At 43.6% G+C, this 16,867-nt stretch carries 21 protein-coding genes and 1 pseudogene; 11 read left to right on the forward strand and 11 right to left on the reverse strand.

Annotation, left to right across the window (positions count from 1 at the left end; translation table 11 throughout):
- Positions 1–2 precede the first annotated feature (2 nt).
- Positions 3–500, reverse strand: coding sequence for a K(+)/H(+) antiporter subunit KhtT (gene khtT / locus bslm_RS05230; protein WP_003233269.1), 498 nt, complete (start codon positions 498–500; stop codon positions 3–5).
- Positions 501–563: 63 nt separating this feature from the next.
- Positions 564–901 (reverse strand): annotated as a pseudogene (khtS, locus tag bslm_RS05235) (K(+)/H(+) antiporter modulator KhtS).
- 164 nt (positions 902–1,065) lie between these two features.
- On the opposite strand from khtS, the gene bslm_RS05240 reads away from it, so the two are divergent.
- A complete protein-coding gene (locus bslm_RS05240; protein ID WP_046380896.1) occupies positions 1,066–1,833 on the forward strand; it encodes an enoyl-CoA hydratase in 768 nt (255 codons plus the stop codon).
- A 20-nt stretch (positions 1,834–1,853) separates the two neighbouring features.
- Here the strand turns inward: bslm_RS05240 and bslm_RS05245 are convergent, their stop codons facing one another.
- Entirely contained in the window at positions 1,854–2,039 is a 186-nt protein-coding gene (locus tag bslm_RS05245) for a YhzD family protein (protein ID WP_003233264.1), read from the reverse strand.
- Positions 2,040–2,165: 126 nt separating this feature from the next.
- On the opposite strand from bslm_RS05245, the gene bslm_RS05250 reads away from it, so the two are divergent.
- The 6 genes from bslm_RS05250 (at position 2,166) to yhaL (ending at position 9,899) form a co-directional block, all read left to right on the forward strand.
- Positions 2,166–3,062, forward strand: coding sequence for an ABC transporter ATP-binding protein (locus bslm_RS05250; protein WP_003233262.1), 897 nt, complete (start codon positions 2,166–2,168; stop codon positions 3,060–3,062).
- A complete protein-coding gene (locus bslm_RS05255) occupies positions 3,055–4,314 on the forward strand; it encodes an ABC transporter permease (RefSeq protein WP_003244912.1) in 1,260 nt (419 codons plus the stop codon). The genes bslm_RS05250 and bslm_RS05255 overlap by 8 nt, the downstream gene beginning before the upstream one ends.
- A 106-nt stretch (positions 4,315–4,420) precedes the next feature.
- Positions 4,421–5,647 carry a metallophosphoesterase family protein gene (locus tag bslm_RS05260; protein ID WP_046380897.1) on the forward strand — a complete coding sequence of 409 codons (1,227 nt, stop codon included), beginning with the start codon at positions 4,421–4,423 and terminating at the stop codon, positions 5,645–5,647.
- Positions 5,648–5,651: 4 nt separating this feature from the next.
- Positions 5,652–8,543 carry a DNA repair/recombination ATPase SbcE gene (gene sbcE, locus bslm_RS05265; RefSeq protein ID WP_082098092.1) on the forward strand — a complete coding sequence of 964 codons (2,892 nt, stop codon included), beginning with the start codon at positions 5,652–5,654 and terminating at the stop codon, positions 8,541–8,543.
- 73 nt (positions 8,544–8,616) lie between these two features.
- Positions 8,617–9,561: a 3'-5' exoribonuclease YhaM gene (gene yhaM, locus bslm_RS05270; protein ID WP_003245698.1), complete on the forward strand. Its 945-nt coding sequence runs from the start codon at positions 8,617–8,619 to the stop codon at positions 9,559–9,561.
- Between the two features lie 125 nt (positions 9,562–9,686).
- Entirely contained in the window at positions 9,687–9,899 is a 213-nt protein-coding gene (yhaL, locus tag bslm_RS05275) for a sporulation protein YhaL (protein ID WP_003233252.1), read from the forward strand.
- 39 nt (positions 9,900–9,938) lie between these two features.
- On the opposite strand, the gene prsA is transcribed toward yhaL, so the two are convergent.
- Positions 9,939–10,814 (reverse strand): peptidylprolyl isomerase PrsA, encoded by an 876-nt coding sequence (gene prsA / locus bslm_RS05280; protein ID WP_029726316.1) that lies wholly within the window; start codon positions 10,812–10,814, stop codon positions 9,939–9,941.
- A gap of 159 nt (positions 10,815–10,973) precedes the next feature.
- Between prsA and yhzE1 the strand changes: the two genes are divergently transcribed.
- A complete protein-coding gene (gene yhzE1, locus bslm_RS20515) occupies positions 10,974–11,060 on the forward strand; it encodes a sporulation protein YhzE1 (protein ID WP_003327753.1) in 87 nt (28 codons plus the stop codon).
- Between the two features lie 124 nt (positions 11,061–11,184).
- Positions 11,185–11,271 carry a sporulation protein YhzE2 gene (gene yhzE2 / locus bslm_RS05290; protein WP_003155248.1) on the forward strand — a complete coding sequence of 29 codons (87 nt, stop codon included), beginning with the start codon at positions 11,185–11,187 and terminating at the stop codon, positions 11,269–11,271.
- A 52-nt stretch (positions 11,272–11,323) separates the two neighbouring features.
- Here yhzE2 and bslm_RS20520 read toward each other — a convergent pair whose 3' ends face one another.
- Both bslm_RS20520 and bslm_RS05295 read right to left on the reverse strand, forming a co-directional pair.
- The gene (locus bslm_RS20520) at positions 11,324–11,506 is read right to left on the reverse strand and encodes a hypothetical protein (RefSeq protein ID WP_024571667.1); all 183 of its coding nucleotides are present in this window, start codon (positions 11,504–11,506) and stop codon (positions 11,324–11,326) included.
- Between the two features lie 107 nt (positions 11,507–11,613).
- Positions 11,614–12,132, reverse strand: a complete 519-nt coding sequence (locus bslm_RS05295; RefSeq protein WP_015715601.1) for a DUF3267 domain-containing protein — start codon at positions 12,130–12,132, stop codon at positions 11,614–11,616.
- 207 nt (positions 12,133–12,339) lie between these two features.
- Between bslm_RS05295 and bslm_RS05300 the strand changes: the two genes are divergently transcribed.
- On the forward strand, positions 12,340–12,681 hold the full coding sequence (locus bslm_RS05300; RefSeq protein WP_009966921.1) for a YhaI family protein: 342 nt from the start codon (positions 12,340–12,342) through the stop codon (positions 12,679–12,681).
- On the opposite strand, the gene bslm_RS05305 is transcribed toward bslm_RS05300, so the two are convergent.
- Both bslm_RS05305 and bslm_RS05310 read right to left on the reverse strand, forming a co-directional pair.
- A complete protein-coding gene (locus bslm_RS05305; RefSeq protein ID WP_029726315.1) occupies positions 12,678–13,289 on the reverse strand; it encodes an HTH-type transcriptional regulator Hpr in 612 nt (203 codons plus the stop codon). The genes bslm_RS05300 and bslm_RS05305 overlap by 4 nt on opposite strands.
- A 177-nt stretch (positions 13,290–13,466) precedes the next feature.
- Positions 13,467–13,823 (reverse strand): YtxH domain-containing protein, encoded by a 357-nt coding sequence (locus bslm_RS05310; RefSeq protein ID WP_003245875.1) that lies wholly within the window; start codon positions 13,821–13,823, stop codon positions 13,467–13,469.
- A 129-nt stretch (positions 13,824–13,952) separates the two neighbouring features.
- Here bslm_RS05310 and bslm_RS05315 point away from each other — a divergent pair, with 129 nt between their 5' ends.
- On the forward strand, positions 13,953–14,144 hold the full coding sequence (locus bslm_RS05315; RefSeq protein ID WP_014476318.1) for a membrane protein YhzF: 192 nt from the start codon (positions 13,953–13,955) through the stop codon (positions 14,142–14,144).
- 73 nt (positions 14,145–14,217) lie between these two features.
- Here bslm_RS05315 and trpP read toward each other — a convergent pair whose 3' ends face one another.
- From trpP to bslm_RS05330, 3 genes are all read right to left on the reverse strand, one after another.
- Positions 14,218–14,736: a tryptophan transporter TrpP gene (trpP, locus tag bslm_RS05320; protein ID WP_015715602.1), complete on the reverse strand. Its 519-nt coding sequence runs from the start codon at positions 14,734–14,736 to the stop codon at positions 14,218–14,220.
- A gap of 124 nt (positions 14,737–14,860) precedes the next feature.
- Positions 14,861–15,940: a 3-phosphoserine/phosphohydroxythreonine transaminase gene (serC, locus tag bslm_RS05325; protein WP_046380899.1), complete on the reverse strand. Its 1,080-nt coding sequence runs from the start codon at positions 15,938–15,940 to the stop codon at positions 14,861–14,863.
- Positions 15,941–16,086: 146 nt separating this feature from the next.
- Positions 16,087–16,524 (reverse strand): HIT family protein, encoded by a 438-nt coding sequence (locus bslm_RS05330; protein WP_003233231.1) that lies wholly within the window; start codon positions 16,522–16,524, stop codon positions 16,087–16,089.
- Positions 16,525–16,867 lie beyond the last annotated feature (343 nt).

A 16,867-nucleotide genomic window follows, 5' to 3' on the forward strand; every position in this document is an offset into this window, starting at 1 on the left:
GCTCACACGCCCTCTCCAGAAAGAAAATCGTGAATCAGTTTCTTCAGATGCTTTCTCTCACCTGAGAGGACAAGGGTGTCATTTTCTTCAATAATCGAATCGGCTCCGGGATTTAGGAGTTTTTCCTGGTTGTGTTTGATAATGGCAATCACAGTGACATCGTAATTCTGGCGAACATCAAGCTCTCCGAGTGTGCGCCCGATCGATTTGGCGCCTTTTTCGACCTTAAACCATTCAATAATAAGATCGCTGAAGGCCATTTCGATGGACTCCAGAGCTTGCGGTTTATAGACCATGCCTCCGAGAATAGCTGCAATTTGCCTTGCTTCAGAATCATCCAATGAAATATTTGAAAGAAGCTCATCCGGGTCCCGGTCATTAAACCGGTAAATTTCCCTTCTTCCGTCATCATGAATGATAATCGTCATTTTTTCGTGGCTTCTTGTTTCGATTTCAAACTTTTTGCCGATGCCCGGCAGATCGTTTTCTTTAATATTCAATGAAAATCCCTCCGAATGTAGTGTTGGCAGTATGGGGTGAGTTACAAATAAAACTTGAGCAAATTATATTCGGAGGTAATTAGACTGGTATTTGACAGGGACGGCACAAGCCTTTTCCAGCCTGTTTATCAGCGGTTCGTCAAGTGGTTTGACAGAGAGATGCCTGACAGACTGTGCCAGCGGGCTGTACTCTTTGATCAGCTCAGCCGGGTGAATGCTGCCCGGCGACGGCGTTTTTGCCGATTGTGTTTCCTGCGGATATGAGGACATAGGCACATAGCTGTCAGTGCTTGCTTCAAACTGGGAAGGCAGAACCACGTCCGAAGGGGGAAAGTACACCATAAATAAACTTAACAGAAAACTGATCAGCAATTTATCCATGTCCTTTCCTCCCTTCTCATCAAGATATCCCTTCTTTTTCACTATATAAAACTTTATGTTTCCATTCAAACAATATGCATTTTTCAGTATCTATTGACCTTGAAAAATAAAAAGGTTTATTTGGGGATGGCGGGGAATGTATAGGAGAAAGAAAAAAGTAAGCGCATACATGGAGGTGCTTTTAATGGAGTTTGTTCAATATGCATGTAATGGGGCCGTTGCAGAGATTATCCTGAATCGGCCTGATGCCCATCACGCCCTGAATGAACAGATGCTGTCTGAATTGAAGGAGGCAGTCGAAATGGCGGCTGCAAGCGAGGCGCTCATCGTTCTCCTGAGAGGAAGCGGGAAAGGCTTTTCGGCCGGCGGTGATATCAGGATGATGACGTCAGAGCATGACCCTGACCAATTTAAACGGCTGATGGATACGATTGAGGCTGTCACCCTGAATTTATATCAGATGAAGAAAGTGACAATTGCAGCCATTCATGGTGCTGCTGCGGGACTGGGCCTGAGTTTGGCGCTTTGTACGGACATTGTGCTCGCTGAAAAAAACGCCGTTCTCGCGATGAATTTTATCGGCATTGGGCTTGTTCCGGACGGCGGAGGACATTATTTGCTGAAGAAAAGAATCGGTGAAGCAAAAGCGAAAAAACTGATTTGGAGCGGAAAAAAACTATCTGCCTCGGAAGCTGCCGATATGGGGCTTCTTGATGGGACATTTGCCGGAGACCCTGCCGAAGGCGCAAGACCCATTATCGAAACCCTGTTGGCCTCCCCTCTTTTGGCGATGATCGAAACGAAAGGTATTTTTCAAAGCCTCCAAATTGAAGAACTGAAAAAAGTGCTATCCCTTGAGCGCAGCGCCCAAGAGAGAATGAGAAGGACCAAGGATCACCAAGAAGGAATCCGTGCCTTTTTAGAAAAACGGGAGCCGAAGTTTCAAGCGTAACAGATCAGCCGGAAAGCTGATCATCTGTGAAACAAAATCAGCTTTCCGGCTGCATTGACTAAACGATGAGTATGACTATGAAGCTCTTTTTCTTTTAAGAGGGCTTCACCATGCGTTTTTGCCGCTTCTTCATGTTCTGCCTCGAATTGCTCGTTTACCAGCGTGTTCCCCGAAGGATCAAATACGGTAAGGAAATAATCAGCCATCAGGTTTCTCCTCCATTTTAAGGTTTATCAGTCTTTCTTCATTTATATTCTAAAAAGGAAATCAAAATCCTTTATTATGCTTTATCCAAAATTAGTATATAATGGGTCAGGGAAGGAGGAGATTCAGTGCTTACAATTGATCACGTAACGAAGACATTTGGAGATTATAAAGCCGTTGACGGATTGGACTTAGATATTCCGGAACAGCAAATGTTCGGTCTATTAGGCGCAAACGGAGCGGGAAAAACAACAACGTTTCGCATGATCCTAGGATTATTAAGCATTACGGAGGGCTCAATCAGCTGGAAGGGCCGTCCTGTGAATTATCATATCAGCAACAAAATCGGTTATTTGCCGGAAGAGCGGGGCCTTTATCCGAAAATGAAGGTAAGGGATCAGCTCGTCTATCTTGCCAGATTAAAAGGGATGGAGAAGCGAGAGGCTGTAAAAGAGCTCGGGACATGGCTTGAACGCTTCAATATTACAGATTACGAGAATAAGAAGGTGGAAGAGCTTTCGAAGGGGAATCAGCAGAAAATCCAATTCATTTCGGCAGTTTTGCATAAGCCGGAGCTCCTGATTCTTGATGAACCATTCAGCGGCTTGGACCCTGTCAATGTTGAGCTGCTAAAAGAGGCCGTGATCTCGCTGAAAAACAGCGGTGTTTCTATTTTATTTTCAAGCCATCGGATGGAACATGTGGAGGAGCTTTGTGAGAACCTTTGCATATTGCAGAAAGGAAAACCGGTTGTACAAGGCAAGCTGAAGGAGATCAAGCGTTCTTTCGGTAAAAAGAATGTTACCATTCACTCCGATGACGATCTGCGCTTTTTGCAGTCCCATGAAGGCATTCTTCAATGGAAGGAAACGGCAGACGGCGTCAAGCTGCAGATTGCCAATGAAGACATTTCTCAAGAGATTTTTGCGATGCTACAGGGAAAAGGGTTTATCAGAAAGTTTGAGCTTGAAGAGCCGTCACTGCATGATATTTTTATAGAAAAGGTGGGGGCCGTCTATGAATAAATTTTGGATCATGCTTTCTCATACATACAAAAATAAGATTATGGCAAAATCCTTTATTATTTCGACTGTCATCACGGTGCTGCTTGTTTTAGTTGTAACGAATCTGGAGTCGATCATTTCTTTGTTTCAAGGTGACGATGCGAAAGAAAAAATCGCCGTTGTTGATGAAACAAACGAATTATATCCGGTTTTTTCAAAGCAGCTGAAAGCGGTGGATACTGACGGCGATCTTGATGTGAAACTGTCGAAGCAATCGGAGGATGAGGTCACAAAGCAAGTCAAAGATGAATCACTCGATGGCATGCTCATCATCAAACGAGATGAAAAAGGGACCATTTCAGGAACATATAAAGCGTTAACGATTTCTGATGAAAGCACGTATCAAACACTGCAGCAGGCGCTGACGCAAACCAAAACAGCTGTCGGAACAGCGGAGCTCGGCGTGTCGCAGGAAACGATCAGCAGCCTTTATGCGCCTGTTACTGTGGGGCAGAAGGCGCTGAAAGAAGGGGCAAAGTCTGAGGAAGAGCTTGGCCAGACGGTAGGGCTTGTTTACATTATGCTGTTCGTCATTTATTTCTCGGTGATTATGTATGCCAGCATGATAGCGATGGAGGTCGCAACCGAAAAATCTTCGCGAGTTATGGAAATCCTGATCTCAAGTATGCCGCCGATCCAGCAAATGTTTGCAAAGCTGCTTGGTATCGGGCTTGTCGGGATCACACAGCTTGCTATTATTATAGGAGCCGGCTCTCTGTCGCTTAAGCTGAACCAAAAGAGCGAAACGGCTTCATCTGTCGGCGGATTCCTTAATTTGACCGACGTATCTGCAACCACTGTCATCTATGCTGTCATTTTCTTTTTGCTCGGATACTTTTTGTACGCGACACTTGCCGCGTTTCTTGGCAGTGTCGTCAGCAGAATAGAGGACGTGCAGCAAACGATCACGCCGATGACGCTTTTGGTTGTCGCCGGTTTTATGATCGCGATGTTCGGTTTGAATGCGCCTGACGCAGGATTTATTACGGTAACTTCGTTTATTCCGTTCTTTACGCCAATGATTATGTTCCTGCGCGTCGGCATGCTTGATATTCCGTTCTGGCAGGCGGCTGTCGGAATCGGAATCACACTGCTCACCATTGTCATACTGGCCGTTATCGGCGCCAGAATTTATAAAGGCGGTGTATTAATTTACGGCAATTCAAGCGCGTTCAAAGCGATCAAACAAGCGCTACGTTTAGCGAAAAACTGATTGGAAAACAGCCTGGGGATTCTCAGGCTGTTTCTTTTTTGACAGAACGTGCATTCGCAAGAATTCGGTGCTAAAATAAGGGTACTTCATCCTGGAAAGGAGCAGAATGTTGACTGATCTAACCTTTATTCATGCGGCAGATCTTCATCTTGACAGCCCGTTTTACGGGATATCGCACCTGCCGGAGCCGATTTTTGCCCGGATTAAAGAAAGCACGTTTGCAAGCGTGAGACATATGATAGACGCCGCAGTGAGAGAGCACGTTGATTTCATTTTGCTGGCGGGAGATCTGTTTGATGAAGCCAATCGAAGCTTAAAGGCTCAGCTCTTTTTGAAAAAACAGTTTGAAAGACTCAGAGAGTGCGGAATTTCGGTATATGTCATCTTTGGGAATCACGATCATCTTGGCGGGGAGTGGACGCCGATTGAATGGCCTGAGAATGTCCATATTTTTTCGTCCGCTGTTCCAGAAGAAAAATCGTTTTTTAAAGAAGGCAGGCGCATAGCAAGCATTTACGGCTTCAGCTATCAAGCCAGAGCAGTGACGGAAAACCAAGCCGCCCGCTATCGGAGATCAACTGACGCACCGTTTCATATCGGCATGCTCCACGGCACGCTGTCAGGATCTGAAGGACACGATCCGTATTGCCCGTTTACACATGACGACCTCGTGAAAAGCGGGATGGATTATTGGGCGCTTGGCCATATACATAAACGCCAGGTTCTATCTGCCGAGCATCCGGCAGTCATTTACCCGGGAAACACGCAAGCACGCCATATGAAGGAGACGGGAGATAAAGGCTATTATCTCGTTCATGTGACAAACGGAGATATATCTTATGAATTTCAGAGAGCGCATGATGTCCTGTGGGAAAAAGCGGCGGTTGATGTGACGGAGGCAAAGAATATGACAGCCCTCTTCCAAATGGTGGAGGACACGTTTTCGAAGCTGCGGAAAAAGGGGAGCCCTGTTTGTGTAAGGCTTGTTTTACAAGGGACGGCGCCGGAATGGCTGCTGGAGGCGCCAAAAGGCACCTTGGATGAGTTTCTTGAAGCTCTTCAGGAACAAGAAGCGGAAGAGGAACATTTCGTTTGGCCTCTTAGATTGGACGATGAGACAGAAAACGAAGCAAACCTAACAAACCTTGATCCTTTTTTTGGCGGTTTATTTGAAGACATTGATCGCAGCGATCTGTCAGACGTGCTGGAAGGGCTTGAGCGGCATCCAGTGTATAGAAGGCACGCGGACCGGTTTAGCCAAGAGGAGGTAAAGGAAATAAAAGAGCAGGCACAGATATTATTGAAAAGACAGCTTAAGGTGCTTGATACATGAGGCGGTGACAGCTTTGCGAATTATATCTTTACATATCTACCAATACGGAAAATTTTCCAATCGGACCTTTGACTTTTCCGCCTCTCCTGTCCAAGTCATCTACGGATTAAATGAGGCAGGAAAAACGACGATGATGTCATTCATTGAAAGCATGCTGTTCGGTTTTCCGAAAACGAAAAAGTATGAACCGAAAACAGGCGGTGTCTACGGCGGTGTTCTTGAAGCTGAACATCCTGAGTATGGGGTGCTGAAGATCGAACGGACGAAAGGGACTGCCGAAAAACTAAGCGTGTACACAGAAAAGGGCGAAGTAAAGCAGGGAGATGTTTTAAAGCAGCTGTTCCAGGGCACAGACAGGTCGTTGTACAAAGCCATATATTCGTTCGACGTATTCGGGCTGCAGGAAATTCACGCCTTTAATCGGGACAAGATAGGGGAATTTTTGCTCTTTTCCAGCTTGTTTGGTGCTGAAGCCGTATCAAAGCTTGATTCAAGGCTGACGAAGGAAAGCGAAAGGCTCTATAAACCAAATGGGCGAAACCCTCAATTGAATCAGGAGCTGGAAACGCTTAAGCAGCTGGCAGTTAAGCTAAAACAGGCTGAAGCAGAGGAAGCGGGCTATCATCAGCTTCTCGAGGAAAAACGAACGCTTGAAGCCCGCCTTGCAGCCGCGGAAACCGAATTGAAAGAGACGGCGGGACATATCCGAATGATTGAGGGAGCGATTGAGCGAAAGCCGCTGCTAAATGAAAAAGCGACACTCGAACAGGTGATTGCAGAATTTCCGGAACACGCAGGACAATTTCCTGCTGACGGACTGCATCAGCTGGAAAAATATGAATCCCATCTTCACCCGAAATCAGCACAGCTTGAGGCGCTTCGGGTGAAGATGGCGGAGTTGGACAAACAGAGGCAAAAGCTTATCCCCGATAAAGAACTATTGGCGAAAGAAACGCTGATACAAGAGCTTTCGGCAGCGTTTCATATGTACCAATCCTGGGGAGAACAGCTGGCAGCCATTCAGGCACAGCTGCGCCAGACGTCTGCGCAGACAGCGGCAGGGCTGGAACAGCTCAATAAAACGGATGAAAATGAGCTCCTGAATATGAACACCTCATATGATTATGAATGGCAGCTTCAGCAAGCGGTGCAGCAATATGTACAGGCAAGAGACAGAAAACGGCAGCTTGACGAGACGTTTGAACTTGCCCGGCAAGAGCTGGAAGACGCGGAAAAGGCCGTTCGTGCCGCTTCGTCCGTGATTCTTGAAAACAGCCAAAGAAAAGATAAAGAAGCAGCTCTTAGAGCATATGATGAAACACAGGGGCAGCACCAAGAGCAAGCGAAGCTCAGAGAACAGCTAACGTTTTTTGAAAGACAGCAGGCTAAACAGAAAAAGACTGTCATTGCAGCTGGTATGTTGTTCATCGTTCTCTTTTCTCTGCTGCAGCAATGGATTCCCGCCATAAGTTTCGGCGCTGCACTTATTGTGTATTGGCTTGTTTCAGGAAAATCGTCTTCTCGAAACAGCCGAGAGACAAGACAGCCCATGACGGATATTTCACCAGCAGAAGCTGAAATGCTTAGAGAAGCGTTATGGGAGGATGACCGCAATAAGCAGCACCTTCTCACACAGCGTGCAGCGCTCCAGCAAAAAGAGGCGGCGTATGAAAGGGTCATCCAGCAGTTTGAACAGTGGGAAGCCGAAATGGCGCCGTCCTTTACACAGGTTGAGCGTTTTATGAATGAGCTCGGATTTAAGGAAGATCCATCATTTTTGCTTGATGCATACAGCTTAATGAAGGATGTTAAAAAAGAAGTGAAGAAAAAGCATGAGCTGACCATAGAAGCAGGCAGGCTGAAAAAGCACCGGAGAACATTCGAAGAACGTGTCAGTATGCTTCTTCCCGTGAATCAGAGTCAGGATATCTCCATTTCGGACGCCCTTCACACATTGCGGAAAAACATTGAACGTGAAAAAGAAATTGAGAAGCAAAAAAAGGAAATTGAAACAGATATTCATTATACAAAGGAACAGATGCTTGAACTTGAGCAAGAAATACAGTATTTCCACGCACAGATTGAACAGTTATTTGCCGCGGCTGCTGCAAAAGACAGAGATGCGTTTTTTGCCATAGCCGACATCAGCAGGCAATTGAAGGATACGGAGAACAAGCTTCATCACGTAAACGCACAGCTTCAAGGCGAGCACCCGGAGGAACTTGAACTGGCGGATTCCAATACGCTTTCTGAATTGAAAGATAAGCAATTTGTTGAGAATGAAAGAAAAGAGCGGCTGACTGAGGAGATCGAGCAGCTCCGCAGCCAAATCGCACTGCTCTCAGTCAAACAGGAACAATTAGAGGCTTCGGGATTGGTCTCAGACCTCAAGCTTCAAACCGAAATGCAAAAAGAACGTGTGAAAGAAACGGCTAAAAAATGGGCCTCCATACAAATGGTCAAACAGGTGATCAGAAACAAATTGGAGCGGCATAAAAAAATCGAGCTTCCGCGCCTTCTGGAGACGGCAGGAGAATTCTTCCGCCCTCTGACTGACGGAAACTACCAAACCATTTATTTTTCCGAAACGGATGATTCGATCATGGTTATGCATCGCGATGGAACTGTCTATCATGCGGAAGAGCTGTCACAAGGGACATGTGAACAGCTGTATACAGCGATCCGATTTGCTTTGGCCGTTACGCGCCAGGATGGGTCAATGCTTCCGTTCCAGCTTGACGACAGTTTTGTTCATTTTGATCAGGAAAGGCTGAAACGTGTATTACATGTTCTGTATGATTTATCCAAAGGCGGTAGGCAGATTTTGTATTTTACATGCCATGAGCACGTAAAAGATGCATTTCATAGCAGCCAAATCATCCATTTGGTGTCATAAAAGAGGTTCTATAGCTGAAAATCGGTATGTGATATACTGGTATTATGTAAGATACGGAGGGAGCTTTAATAGAATGGCTAAAGGGATTATGCTACATGAGGTTGGCGAACAGGTGGACCAGTATCTATTGATTAAATCCTCGACGAAAGGGATTGCAAGCAATGGAAAACCGTTTCTGACGCTGATGCTGCAAGACCAGTCAGGCGATATTGAAGCGAAGCTGTGGGATGCCAAGCAAAGTGATGAAGTGACCTATGCGCCGCAGACGATTGTCAAGGTCGTCGGCGATGTTCACCATTATCGCGGACGCACCCAGCTGAAGCTAAGAAATATCAGACCGGTAAGCGAGCAAGAAAACGTCAATATTGATGATTTTTTAGAAACCGCGCCGATTCCGAAAAATGAAATGATGGATACCATCACTCAATATATATTTGAAATGAAAAATCCGAATATCCAGCGAATCACAAGGTTTTTGGTTAAAAAACACGAAGCTGAGTTTATGGATTATCCGGCGGCTACGAAAAACCACCATGAGTTTGTCTCAGGTTTGGCGTATCATGTTGTCTCTATGCTGAACCTGGCGAAAGCAATAGCAGATTTATATCCTTCTCTTGATCGTGATCTGCTTTACGCCGGTGTTATCCTGCATGATCTTGGAAAAGTGAAGGAGCTGTCCGGCCCTGTTTCCACTTCATATACGGTTGAAGGCAATTTGCTCGGCCATATTTCCATCATGGTGACAGAGCTTTCAAAAGCTGCTGAGGAGCTTCAAATCGATTCTGAAGAGGTGTTAATTCTTCAGCATTTGATTTTGAGTCACCACGGCAAAGCAGAATGGGGCAGCCCGAAACCACCGATGGTGAAAGAAGCGGAAATTCTTCACTATATAGACAATCTGGATGCAAAAATGAATATGATGGACAGAGCGCTTGAGCGCGTGAAGCCGGGCGAGTATACTGAACGTGTATTTGCGCTGGAAAACCGTTCCTTTTATAAACCGACATTTCATAAATAACTTAAAAAGGACTGATGCTGACATATTCAGCTCAGTCCTTTTTGATGCGTCTTTCCCGCACATAACTCGTCTCATTCCCGCATATGGTTAAGAATAAAGAATCTATGCAAAAGGGGGAGGAGCCCGTGTTATTTTTTCCATGGTGGGTGTATCTTTGTATTGTAGGCATCATTTTCAGCGCATATAAACTTGTGGCGGCAGCCAAAGAGGAAGAAAAAGTAGACCAGGCTTTTATTGAAAAAGAAGGGCAGATTTATATGGAGAGGATGGAAAAGGAGCGAGAACGCCGCAGTTCTCAGCAGCATGAAGAAGAAAATCAAAACCATTCCATCGCATAAAAAAAGCTGTGCGGCTCATTGAGCCGCACAGCTTTTTTATTATTTAGAATTGCTTGAAGATGAAGAAGTGCTGTTGCTTGTTGAAGATGTATTAAATGTGTCTTTCAGATCTTTATCTTTTACTTCGATGTCAGCTTTCTTCATAACTTTTTGAACAGCTTCCTGAACAGCTGCGTTGTCATTTAATTTTTGTTCAAGTACTTCAGATTTCAGTTCTTTTTTCATATCATCGTATTTGCCGCGTTCTTCTGTCTTTTTAATGATGTGGTAGCCGTATTGCGTTTTGACAGGATCACTGACTTCACCTGTTTTTAATTTGAATGCAACTTTGCTGAAATCAGCTATCATACCGTCTTTTGCGAACCAACCAAGATCCCCGCCTTTTGAAGCAGAGCTGTCTGTTGAGTATTCTTTCGCAAGGTCTTCAAACTTCTCGCCTTTTTTCAGCTTTTTCTCTACTTCTTCAGCTGTCTTTTTATCAGCAACAAGGATGTGGCTTGCACGGATTTTGCCTTTTAAGCCTTCCCAGTACTCTTTGATATCGGCGTCTGTTACTTTGATGTTATCTTTAGCCGCTTTTTGTGTCAGCAATTCATATTTTACTTGTTCTTTCAGGTAATCTTTGCCATATTGCTTTTCGAGGGCAGTATATTGATCGCCAAGCTGCGTTTTGTATTCTTTCAGCTTGTTGTCAATTTCTTTATCCGAAACTTTATACTTCTTGTCCAATACTTTTTCTTGCACTAGCTGTGTCAGTACGCTTGCGCCAGCTGTTTTCTTCATGTTTGTGTAAAGCTCGCCTTTTGTGACATCGCCTGCGTCAGTTTTTGCGATGACTTCTTTGTCGCCGCTGCTGCATGCACTGAGAGCGAGGATGCTTGTAGCAGTGATAGCTGCTATTGCGATTTTCTTCATTGTTTTCAAACACTCCTAATCATTCCAAATTAAATTACCTATGCGTATCATAACATATTGTGGCTTTCTGTAAAAAGATTTTAAATAAAGGGCATTCGTCTAGTCAAACTTTTGCTGATGACATACTTATATATTGATCAAGAAAAGGAGGTATGTAACATGAGCGGAGGATACTCTAACGGATTCGCGTTGCTCGTAGTACTGTTCATTTTGCTTATCATCGTAGGTGCAGCTTACATCTACTAAGCAGCCCGAGGATCGCTTGCAACATAAGCGATCCTTTATTTTCACTAGCGCCTAATCGTTTCAAACATGAATTGCATAACATGTAATTGGTAAATAAAGCTTATTACAGGAGGTGCTTTTTAAGATGGGTGAAGTATTTGCAGGCGGATTCGCTTTATTGGTTGTGTTATTTATTTTATTGATTATCATCGGCGCTTCTTGGCTGTACTAATCAACATAAAAAAGCATAGCTGCTTAATCAGCAGCTATGCTTTCTTTCGTATTTACACTGTAAAGGAGATCTCCACAAACGAAGAGATCAGTAAAATTAATATAGATACATTAATAAATCGGAATACCTTATCTTGCCGCTCTTCAGGAATCTCTCTGACAAGGCATAATGTATTGGTGAGCCTGTTTATGAAATATAAAATAAACACGGCAGCCACGATAAAATAGAATAAAATGATGGGAGATTCCCCCTCTCTCTGAACTGTCCCATATTACATTACCAAATATTTATTAAAAAAGATAGAATGCAAATTGAAAAATCGCCACCAGCACCAGGGTTTGACTACTTTTCAACAAGAATATCCAAGCCGTCAGCTTCCTGATCAATAAAAGCGGTTTTCGGTGCTTTTATCAGCTTGAGAGCCAGCAGGAAATCAGGCAGACAGTAGCCGGCGTGAATGCCCAAGATCATGCAGAAATAATGAGCATGATTCGGAAATGCCAGTGCTGCGTAAAACAATACCGGTGTAATCAGCAAGAACGGGCTGACGAGTGAAATCAGCATTGTTGTTTTTGGTATACGTTTCCATGTGCGCATGCGCAATATGTAAAACTTTTTTTCTATTTTTCTTTTTTTGCAGATGATTGGCAGGACATGGATGACTTTATGTACAAATAAAATAACGACGAGCAAACCGCCGAATAAAGATACATATTCATCGCTTAAGCTTGTGCCAGGCCGCAGCAGCTCAAAAGCTAAAAAGGTAGATATAAAAACCAAAATCATAAAACATACAGCAGTTAATATTATGCGAACGGCGCCATAATCCTTCATGAGATTTATGGTCTTCCAGCAATTCATCAAAGTCATCCTTCCATACATCTTGAATAGAATCTCAAAATAATTTACTCCTCCCAAGAGAAAAAATCAATGCTTTTTTAAGAAAAAATATCATCCGGCAGGTATTTTTTTGAAACAAGCAAACAAACTGCGAAATATGGGGTTAGAACTTTCTTCTCAGTGAATTATCAGCTAAAATAAGATTAAAGATAGAAAGAAGTGGTGTGGATGGATTCGATGGATCATCGCATTGAGCGATTAGAATATTACATACAATTATTAGTGAAAACAGTAGATATGGACAGGTACCCCTTCTATGCGCTTCTCATTGACAAAGGGCTGAGCAAGGAAGAAGGGGAAGCGGTTATGAGGATATGCGATGAATTGTCGGAAGAGCTGGCAACACAAAAAGCGCAAGGATTTGTAACCTTTGATAAGCTCCTTGCGCTTTTTGCCGGACAGCTGAATGAAAAATTAGATGTTCATGAAACGATTTTTGCCCTGTATGAGCAGGGGCTTTATCAAGAGCTGATGGAAGTCTTTATCGACATCATGAAGCATTTTGATTAACTGTTTACAGGTTCAAGCTCTTCAGCCGGTTCATCCGCAACACTGTCCTTTGCTTTTTTCTTCAGTTTTCCGTTTACGCTTTCAAAGTCATTGTCAATATTGGTGAGTGACGTTTCGAAAATTTCCATAAAATCATCGCCGTAGATATGGCGTATCATACACATCATTTCTGCCACTTCAGGAAATTTTCCGAATAAATGATACAAAGGCTGTGACCCTTTAAAAACAGCGTTGCGTGTCGGATCAAATTCCTCAAGCAAGCTCCAGAATACCTCGGTACCTTCCTCAGTCAATTGGACATATGTGTTCCGTTTATCATTCAGCCGTTTGGAGAACCTTAAATATCCCCGTTCTTCCAGCTTTTTTGAAAAGTTGAATGCGGTTGATACGTGCATGACCCCGAACTTCGCGATTTCAGAAATGGAAGCTCCATTCAATTGATACGCAATCCATAAAATATGATGCTCATTAATATTCAGGTCATACGGTTTGAGCCATTGCTGCCAATCCTTCTCGATCGATTTCCAAAGAGCTTTGCTAAGCTGAGCCATTTTCTGGGTGAAAACCAGAGCTTCTTTCACATCATAGGGCGGTTCCACTCGATTCATTACGTCACCTGCTTCTCTTTTTCTTTTTCTCTATTATGCCAATAAAATAAAGATTAATAAAGATGAAAATGTAAGAATTTTTTAATAAATTCACAAACCATTGCGGCGGAAGGGTTTTTCGGCCAAAAAAAATACGGGTCCAATTTTGGCCCGCATTTTTTTCTTTTGAATAGGATATTAGTTTTGTAAGGTTTTCTCCAGCTGTCTGATTTTCTCTTCGATATCGGCAATTTCTTTTTGCAAATCCTGCTGGTGAGGCTTGATCTCTTCCTGCCATTTTTTAATTGATGTTTGGAGCTCGCCGCCCACGTCTTTAATAACATCCGTGCTTTCTTTTGCCGCTTTGATCAGCTGGTCTTTTAATGCAAGCCCGTCTGACTTTAAGCGTTTGATTGTTTCTTCAAAAGAATCATAGTTGGTTTTCATTTTTTCACGCAGCTGCTTTCCTGAGGAAGGTGCAGTAAGAAGAACCGCTGCTCCTCCGATGATGCCGCCTACGAATAGTCCTGTTAATAGAGAACGTCCGCTCGCCATTACAATCACCCCGTCTTTTTCTTCAAAATAGGATTCATTCAGCATTTTTCATTTTTGTTGAAAGCCTGAACTTCTATACATAGCTTGCTTTATTTTAGCATATTTTTTAAGTGAAAAGGAGGGAGAAGGTTGTCTGTCTTTTTGATTGTGTTATCTTGCATCACCCTTGCCTTCGCTTCAGGCGCTGTTTACTATATCAGACTTCTCAGCCAGGCTGCTTCTTATCCGCCCAAGAAAGTCATCCGGCAGAAAGCGCTTGTTTGTTCAACCGGAACCGCCTTTACACTATGTCTTATCTTTTTCACAAAACTCCTCGCTTAAAACATGCTGACATGCTGCGGGCGCTCTGTTCAAAAAAACCTCTCCCGGAAGCGGAAGAGGTTTTGTGTGACAATTATTTAGCAGCTTCCATAAAGCTTGAACGCCTTAAAATGGTTTGCACAATCGGATAAATAATGATCATTGAGATTGTATTCAGCACAGCGGCCGGCAGAACAACAGCCGCGAACAATGCGGCTAAACCGCCCGGTAAACCGACGATCAATAAAGCTGACGATAAAAACACAATTCCTGATAAGATGGTCCCGATCACTGTCAGCACAGCGGCTGCACCTGTTTTCCGGCTCTTTCTGAACAAGAGAAACAGGGAGAAGAACAGAAATGCTGATACGGGTTTATCAATGATGTTAGGGATCTGTCCGGCTGGAAACGCGGTTGTAAGCGCGGAAATGATTCCAGTCACGATCCCGATGACGAGTACATTTTGCACCCGCGGGAACAGCAGAATGCCCATGAACATCATGATCAGCATCATATCTGGTTTCATGCCGCCTAAAAAGGGCGGAATAATGGAATGAAGCGCTGCGCCGATTGCGGCAAACAGAGCCATAATGACTAACTCTTTTGTTTTCATAACTATGCTCTCCTCTGCTAAGCTTTTTGCCCTCCAATAATATGCTCATCATTTATTGCGAAGGCTTTACAGAATGTGTTATGCAAACAGTATACCAAACGGACGGTTTGCATAGCCAGACTTTTTACTCATTTTCCTGCTGGAATTTCTTCATGAACGCAGCTAATTTTTCACAGTCTTCGAGAGAGACCGCGTTATAAATAGAAGCGCGGCAGCCTCCCACCGAACGGTGTCCGCCAAGGCCGATCATCTTCTCATCTTTTGCTTTCTGAACGAATGTTTTCGTTAATTCGTCATCCCGAAGCGTGAAGGTGACATTCATGCGTGAGCGGCTGTCCTTTCTGGCATGTCCTTTATAGAAGCCGTTGCTTTCATCAATACAGCTGTAGAGAACCTGCGCTTTTTGTTCATTGCGCTGTTCAACAGCTTCCACACCGCCGTTTTCCTTGAGCCATTCCAGAACGAGGCTCAGCATATAAATCGCAAATGTCGGCGGAGTGTTGTAGAGTGAATCCGCTTTGACATGCGTGGAATATTTCAGGATTTTTGGGACGTTCGCATTTTCATTTTTCAGCCAGTTTTTTTTCATGATGACTACAGTCACGCCGGAAGGGCCGAGGTTCTTTTGGGCGCCTCCGTAGATCACGTCAAATTTAGACACATCGATTTTTCTGCTTAAAATATCGCTGGACATGTCGGCTACGAGCGGAATTGGAGAATTCGGAAACTCCTGCCACTGAGTGCCGAAAATTGTATTGTTGGATGTGATATGTAAATATGCGCCGTCTTTTACATCCGTAAGGTCAACCTCTGGAATATAGCTGTAATTGTCTGTTTCACTTGTAGCGGTGATAGACGTGTTCCCGAACAATTTCGTTTCTGCCAGTGCTTTTTCAGACCAAGCGCCTGTCATGACAAAATGTGCGGTTTTTTCAGGTGTTAAAAAGTTCATCGGAAGCATTGAGAATTGAAGGCTTGCCCCGCCTTGAAGAAACAAGATATCGTAATCTTCCGGAATGCCCATCAGTTCGATTAAGAGGCTTTTCGCTTTTTGGTGCACCGCTTCATACTCTTTGCTGCGGTGGGAAAGCTCCATAATAGACATGCCGGATTCGTTAAAATCAATAAATTCTTTCTGTGCTTTTTGCAGAACTTCCAGTGGCAGCGCTGCAGGACCTGCGTTAAAATTCGTTGTACGTTCCATTATGATCTCTCCCTGTTTTCCACGTTAATGTATAAAATAATACAATTATCCTATCACAAAAATTCAGTTTTTTGATAAAAAATTAGAATTATCAAAAGAAATTGACGGATGTTTGCGAAATGTTCACAAAATAAAATAACCTCATCTTATGATGAGGCCAAGCGTTTTGCGATAGAGGAAGAGATGTTCTGCAGATCCTCCGGTTTATAATCATCAGCATGCGTTTTCCAAACCGCTCCGAATCCATCTCCTTTTCCGTAGCGAGGGATAATATGCATATGGTAGTGGAACACAGATTGTCCAGCTTTTTCGCCGTTATTGTTCAGCGTATTTAAGCCGATCGGTTCAAATTCATCCCGGATAGCGCGGGCGATTTTCGGAACAGCATGGAAATATTGTTTTGCTAATTCATCTGTAAATTCATATACATTCTCAATATGTGTTTTCGGAATGACAAGCGTATGGCCTTTTGTCACTTGGCTGATATCAAGAAAGGCAAGTACATGTTCATCTTCATACACCTTCGCGGATGGAATGTCGCCGGCGATAATTTTACAAAAGATACAATTTTCTGCACAATGCATGAGGGTTCCTCCTTATGAAATTGTTTAGTATGTATACACTCATCGTACCACAGAAATGCAGAAAATAGAAAACAGGATGAACGGCGAGCGTTCACCCTGAATGCAGAGGAAGAGCTTATATGAAGAAAATATGTTATGCCTTTGGTAAGCACCTCATTTGTCAATAAAATGAAGACTTGTTTAATGCCTAACGATTCCTGCGATAAACACCTCATTTGACAATTTGCTTCATACATGAAGAATTCATCAATTCAGTGAAGAGAAATGGTTTGAGCATTGGACATGTTTATTTTCTATCCAACTGTTTCTAAGACGTCTTTGACAAACACCTCATTTTTCAGTT

The organism is Bacillus sp. LM 4-2, from assembly GCF_000978495.1.
Lineage (GTDB): Bacteria > Bacillota > Bacilli > Bacillales > Bacillaceae > Bacillus > Bacillus subtilis.

Coding starts and splice junctions, on each gene's coding strand:
- bslm_RS05240 (WP_046380896.1), top strand. CDS start 1,066: ATGGAGTTTGTTCAATATGCATGTAATGGGGCCGTTGCAGAGATTATC.
- bslm_RS05245 (WP_003233264.1), bottom strand. CDS start 2,039: ATGGCTGATTATTTCCTTACCGTATTTGATCCTTCGGGGAACACGCTG.
- bslm_RS05255 (WP_003244912.1), top strand. CDS start 3,055: ATGAATAAATTTTGGATCATGCTTTCTCATACATACAAAAATAAGATT.
- bslm_RS05260 (WP_046380897.1), top strand. CDS start 4,421: ATGTTGACTGATCTAACCTTTATTCATGCGGCAGATCTTCATCTTGAC.
- yhaM (WP_003245698.1), top strand. CDS start 8,617: ATGGCTAAAGGGATTATGCTACATGAGGTTGGCGAACAGGTGGACCAG.
- prsA (WP_029726316.1), bottom strand. CDS start 10,814: ATGAAGAAAATCGCAATAGCAGCTATCACTGCTACAAGCATCCTCGCT.
- yhzE1 (WP_003327753.1), top strand. CDS start 10,974: ATGAGCGGAGGATACTCTAACGGATTCGCGTTGCTCGTAGTACTGTTC.
- yhzE2 (WP_003155248.1), top strand. CDS start 11,185: ATGGGTGAAGTATTTGCAGGCGGATTCGCTTTATTGGTTGTGTTATTT.
- bslm_RS05295 (WP_015715601.1), bottom strand. CDS start 12,132: ATGAATTGCTGGAAGACCATAAATCTCATGAAGGATTATGGCGCCGTT.
- bslm_RS05300 (WP_009966921.1), top strand. CDS start 12,340: ATGGATTCGATGGATCATCGCATTGAGCGATTAGAATATTACATACAA.
- bslm_RS05305 (WP_029726315.1), bottom strand. CDS start 13,289: ATGAATCGAGTGGAACCGCCCTATGATGTGAAAGAAGCTCTGGTTTTC.
- bslm_RS05310 (WP_003245875.1), bottom strand. CDS start 13,823: ATGGCGAGCGGACGTTCTCTATTAACAGGACTATTCGTAGGCGGCATC.
- trpP (WP_015715602.1), bottom strand. CDS start 14,736: ATGAAAACAAAAGAGTTAGTCATTATGGCTCTGTTTGCCGCAATCGGC.
- serC (WP_046380899.1), bottom strand. CDS start 15,940: ATGGAACGTACAACGAATTTTAACGCAGGTCCTGCAGCGCTGCCACTG.
- bslm_RS05330 (WP_003233231.1), bottom strand. CDS start 16,524: ATGCATTGTGCAGAAAATTGTATCTTTTGTAAAATTATCGCCGGCGAC.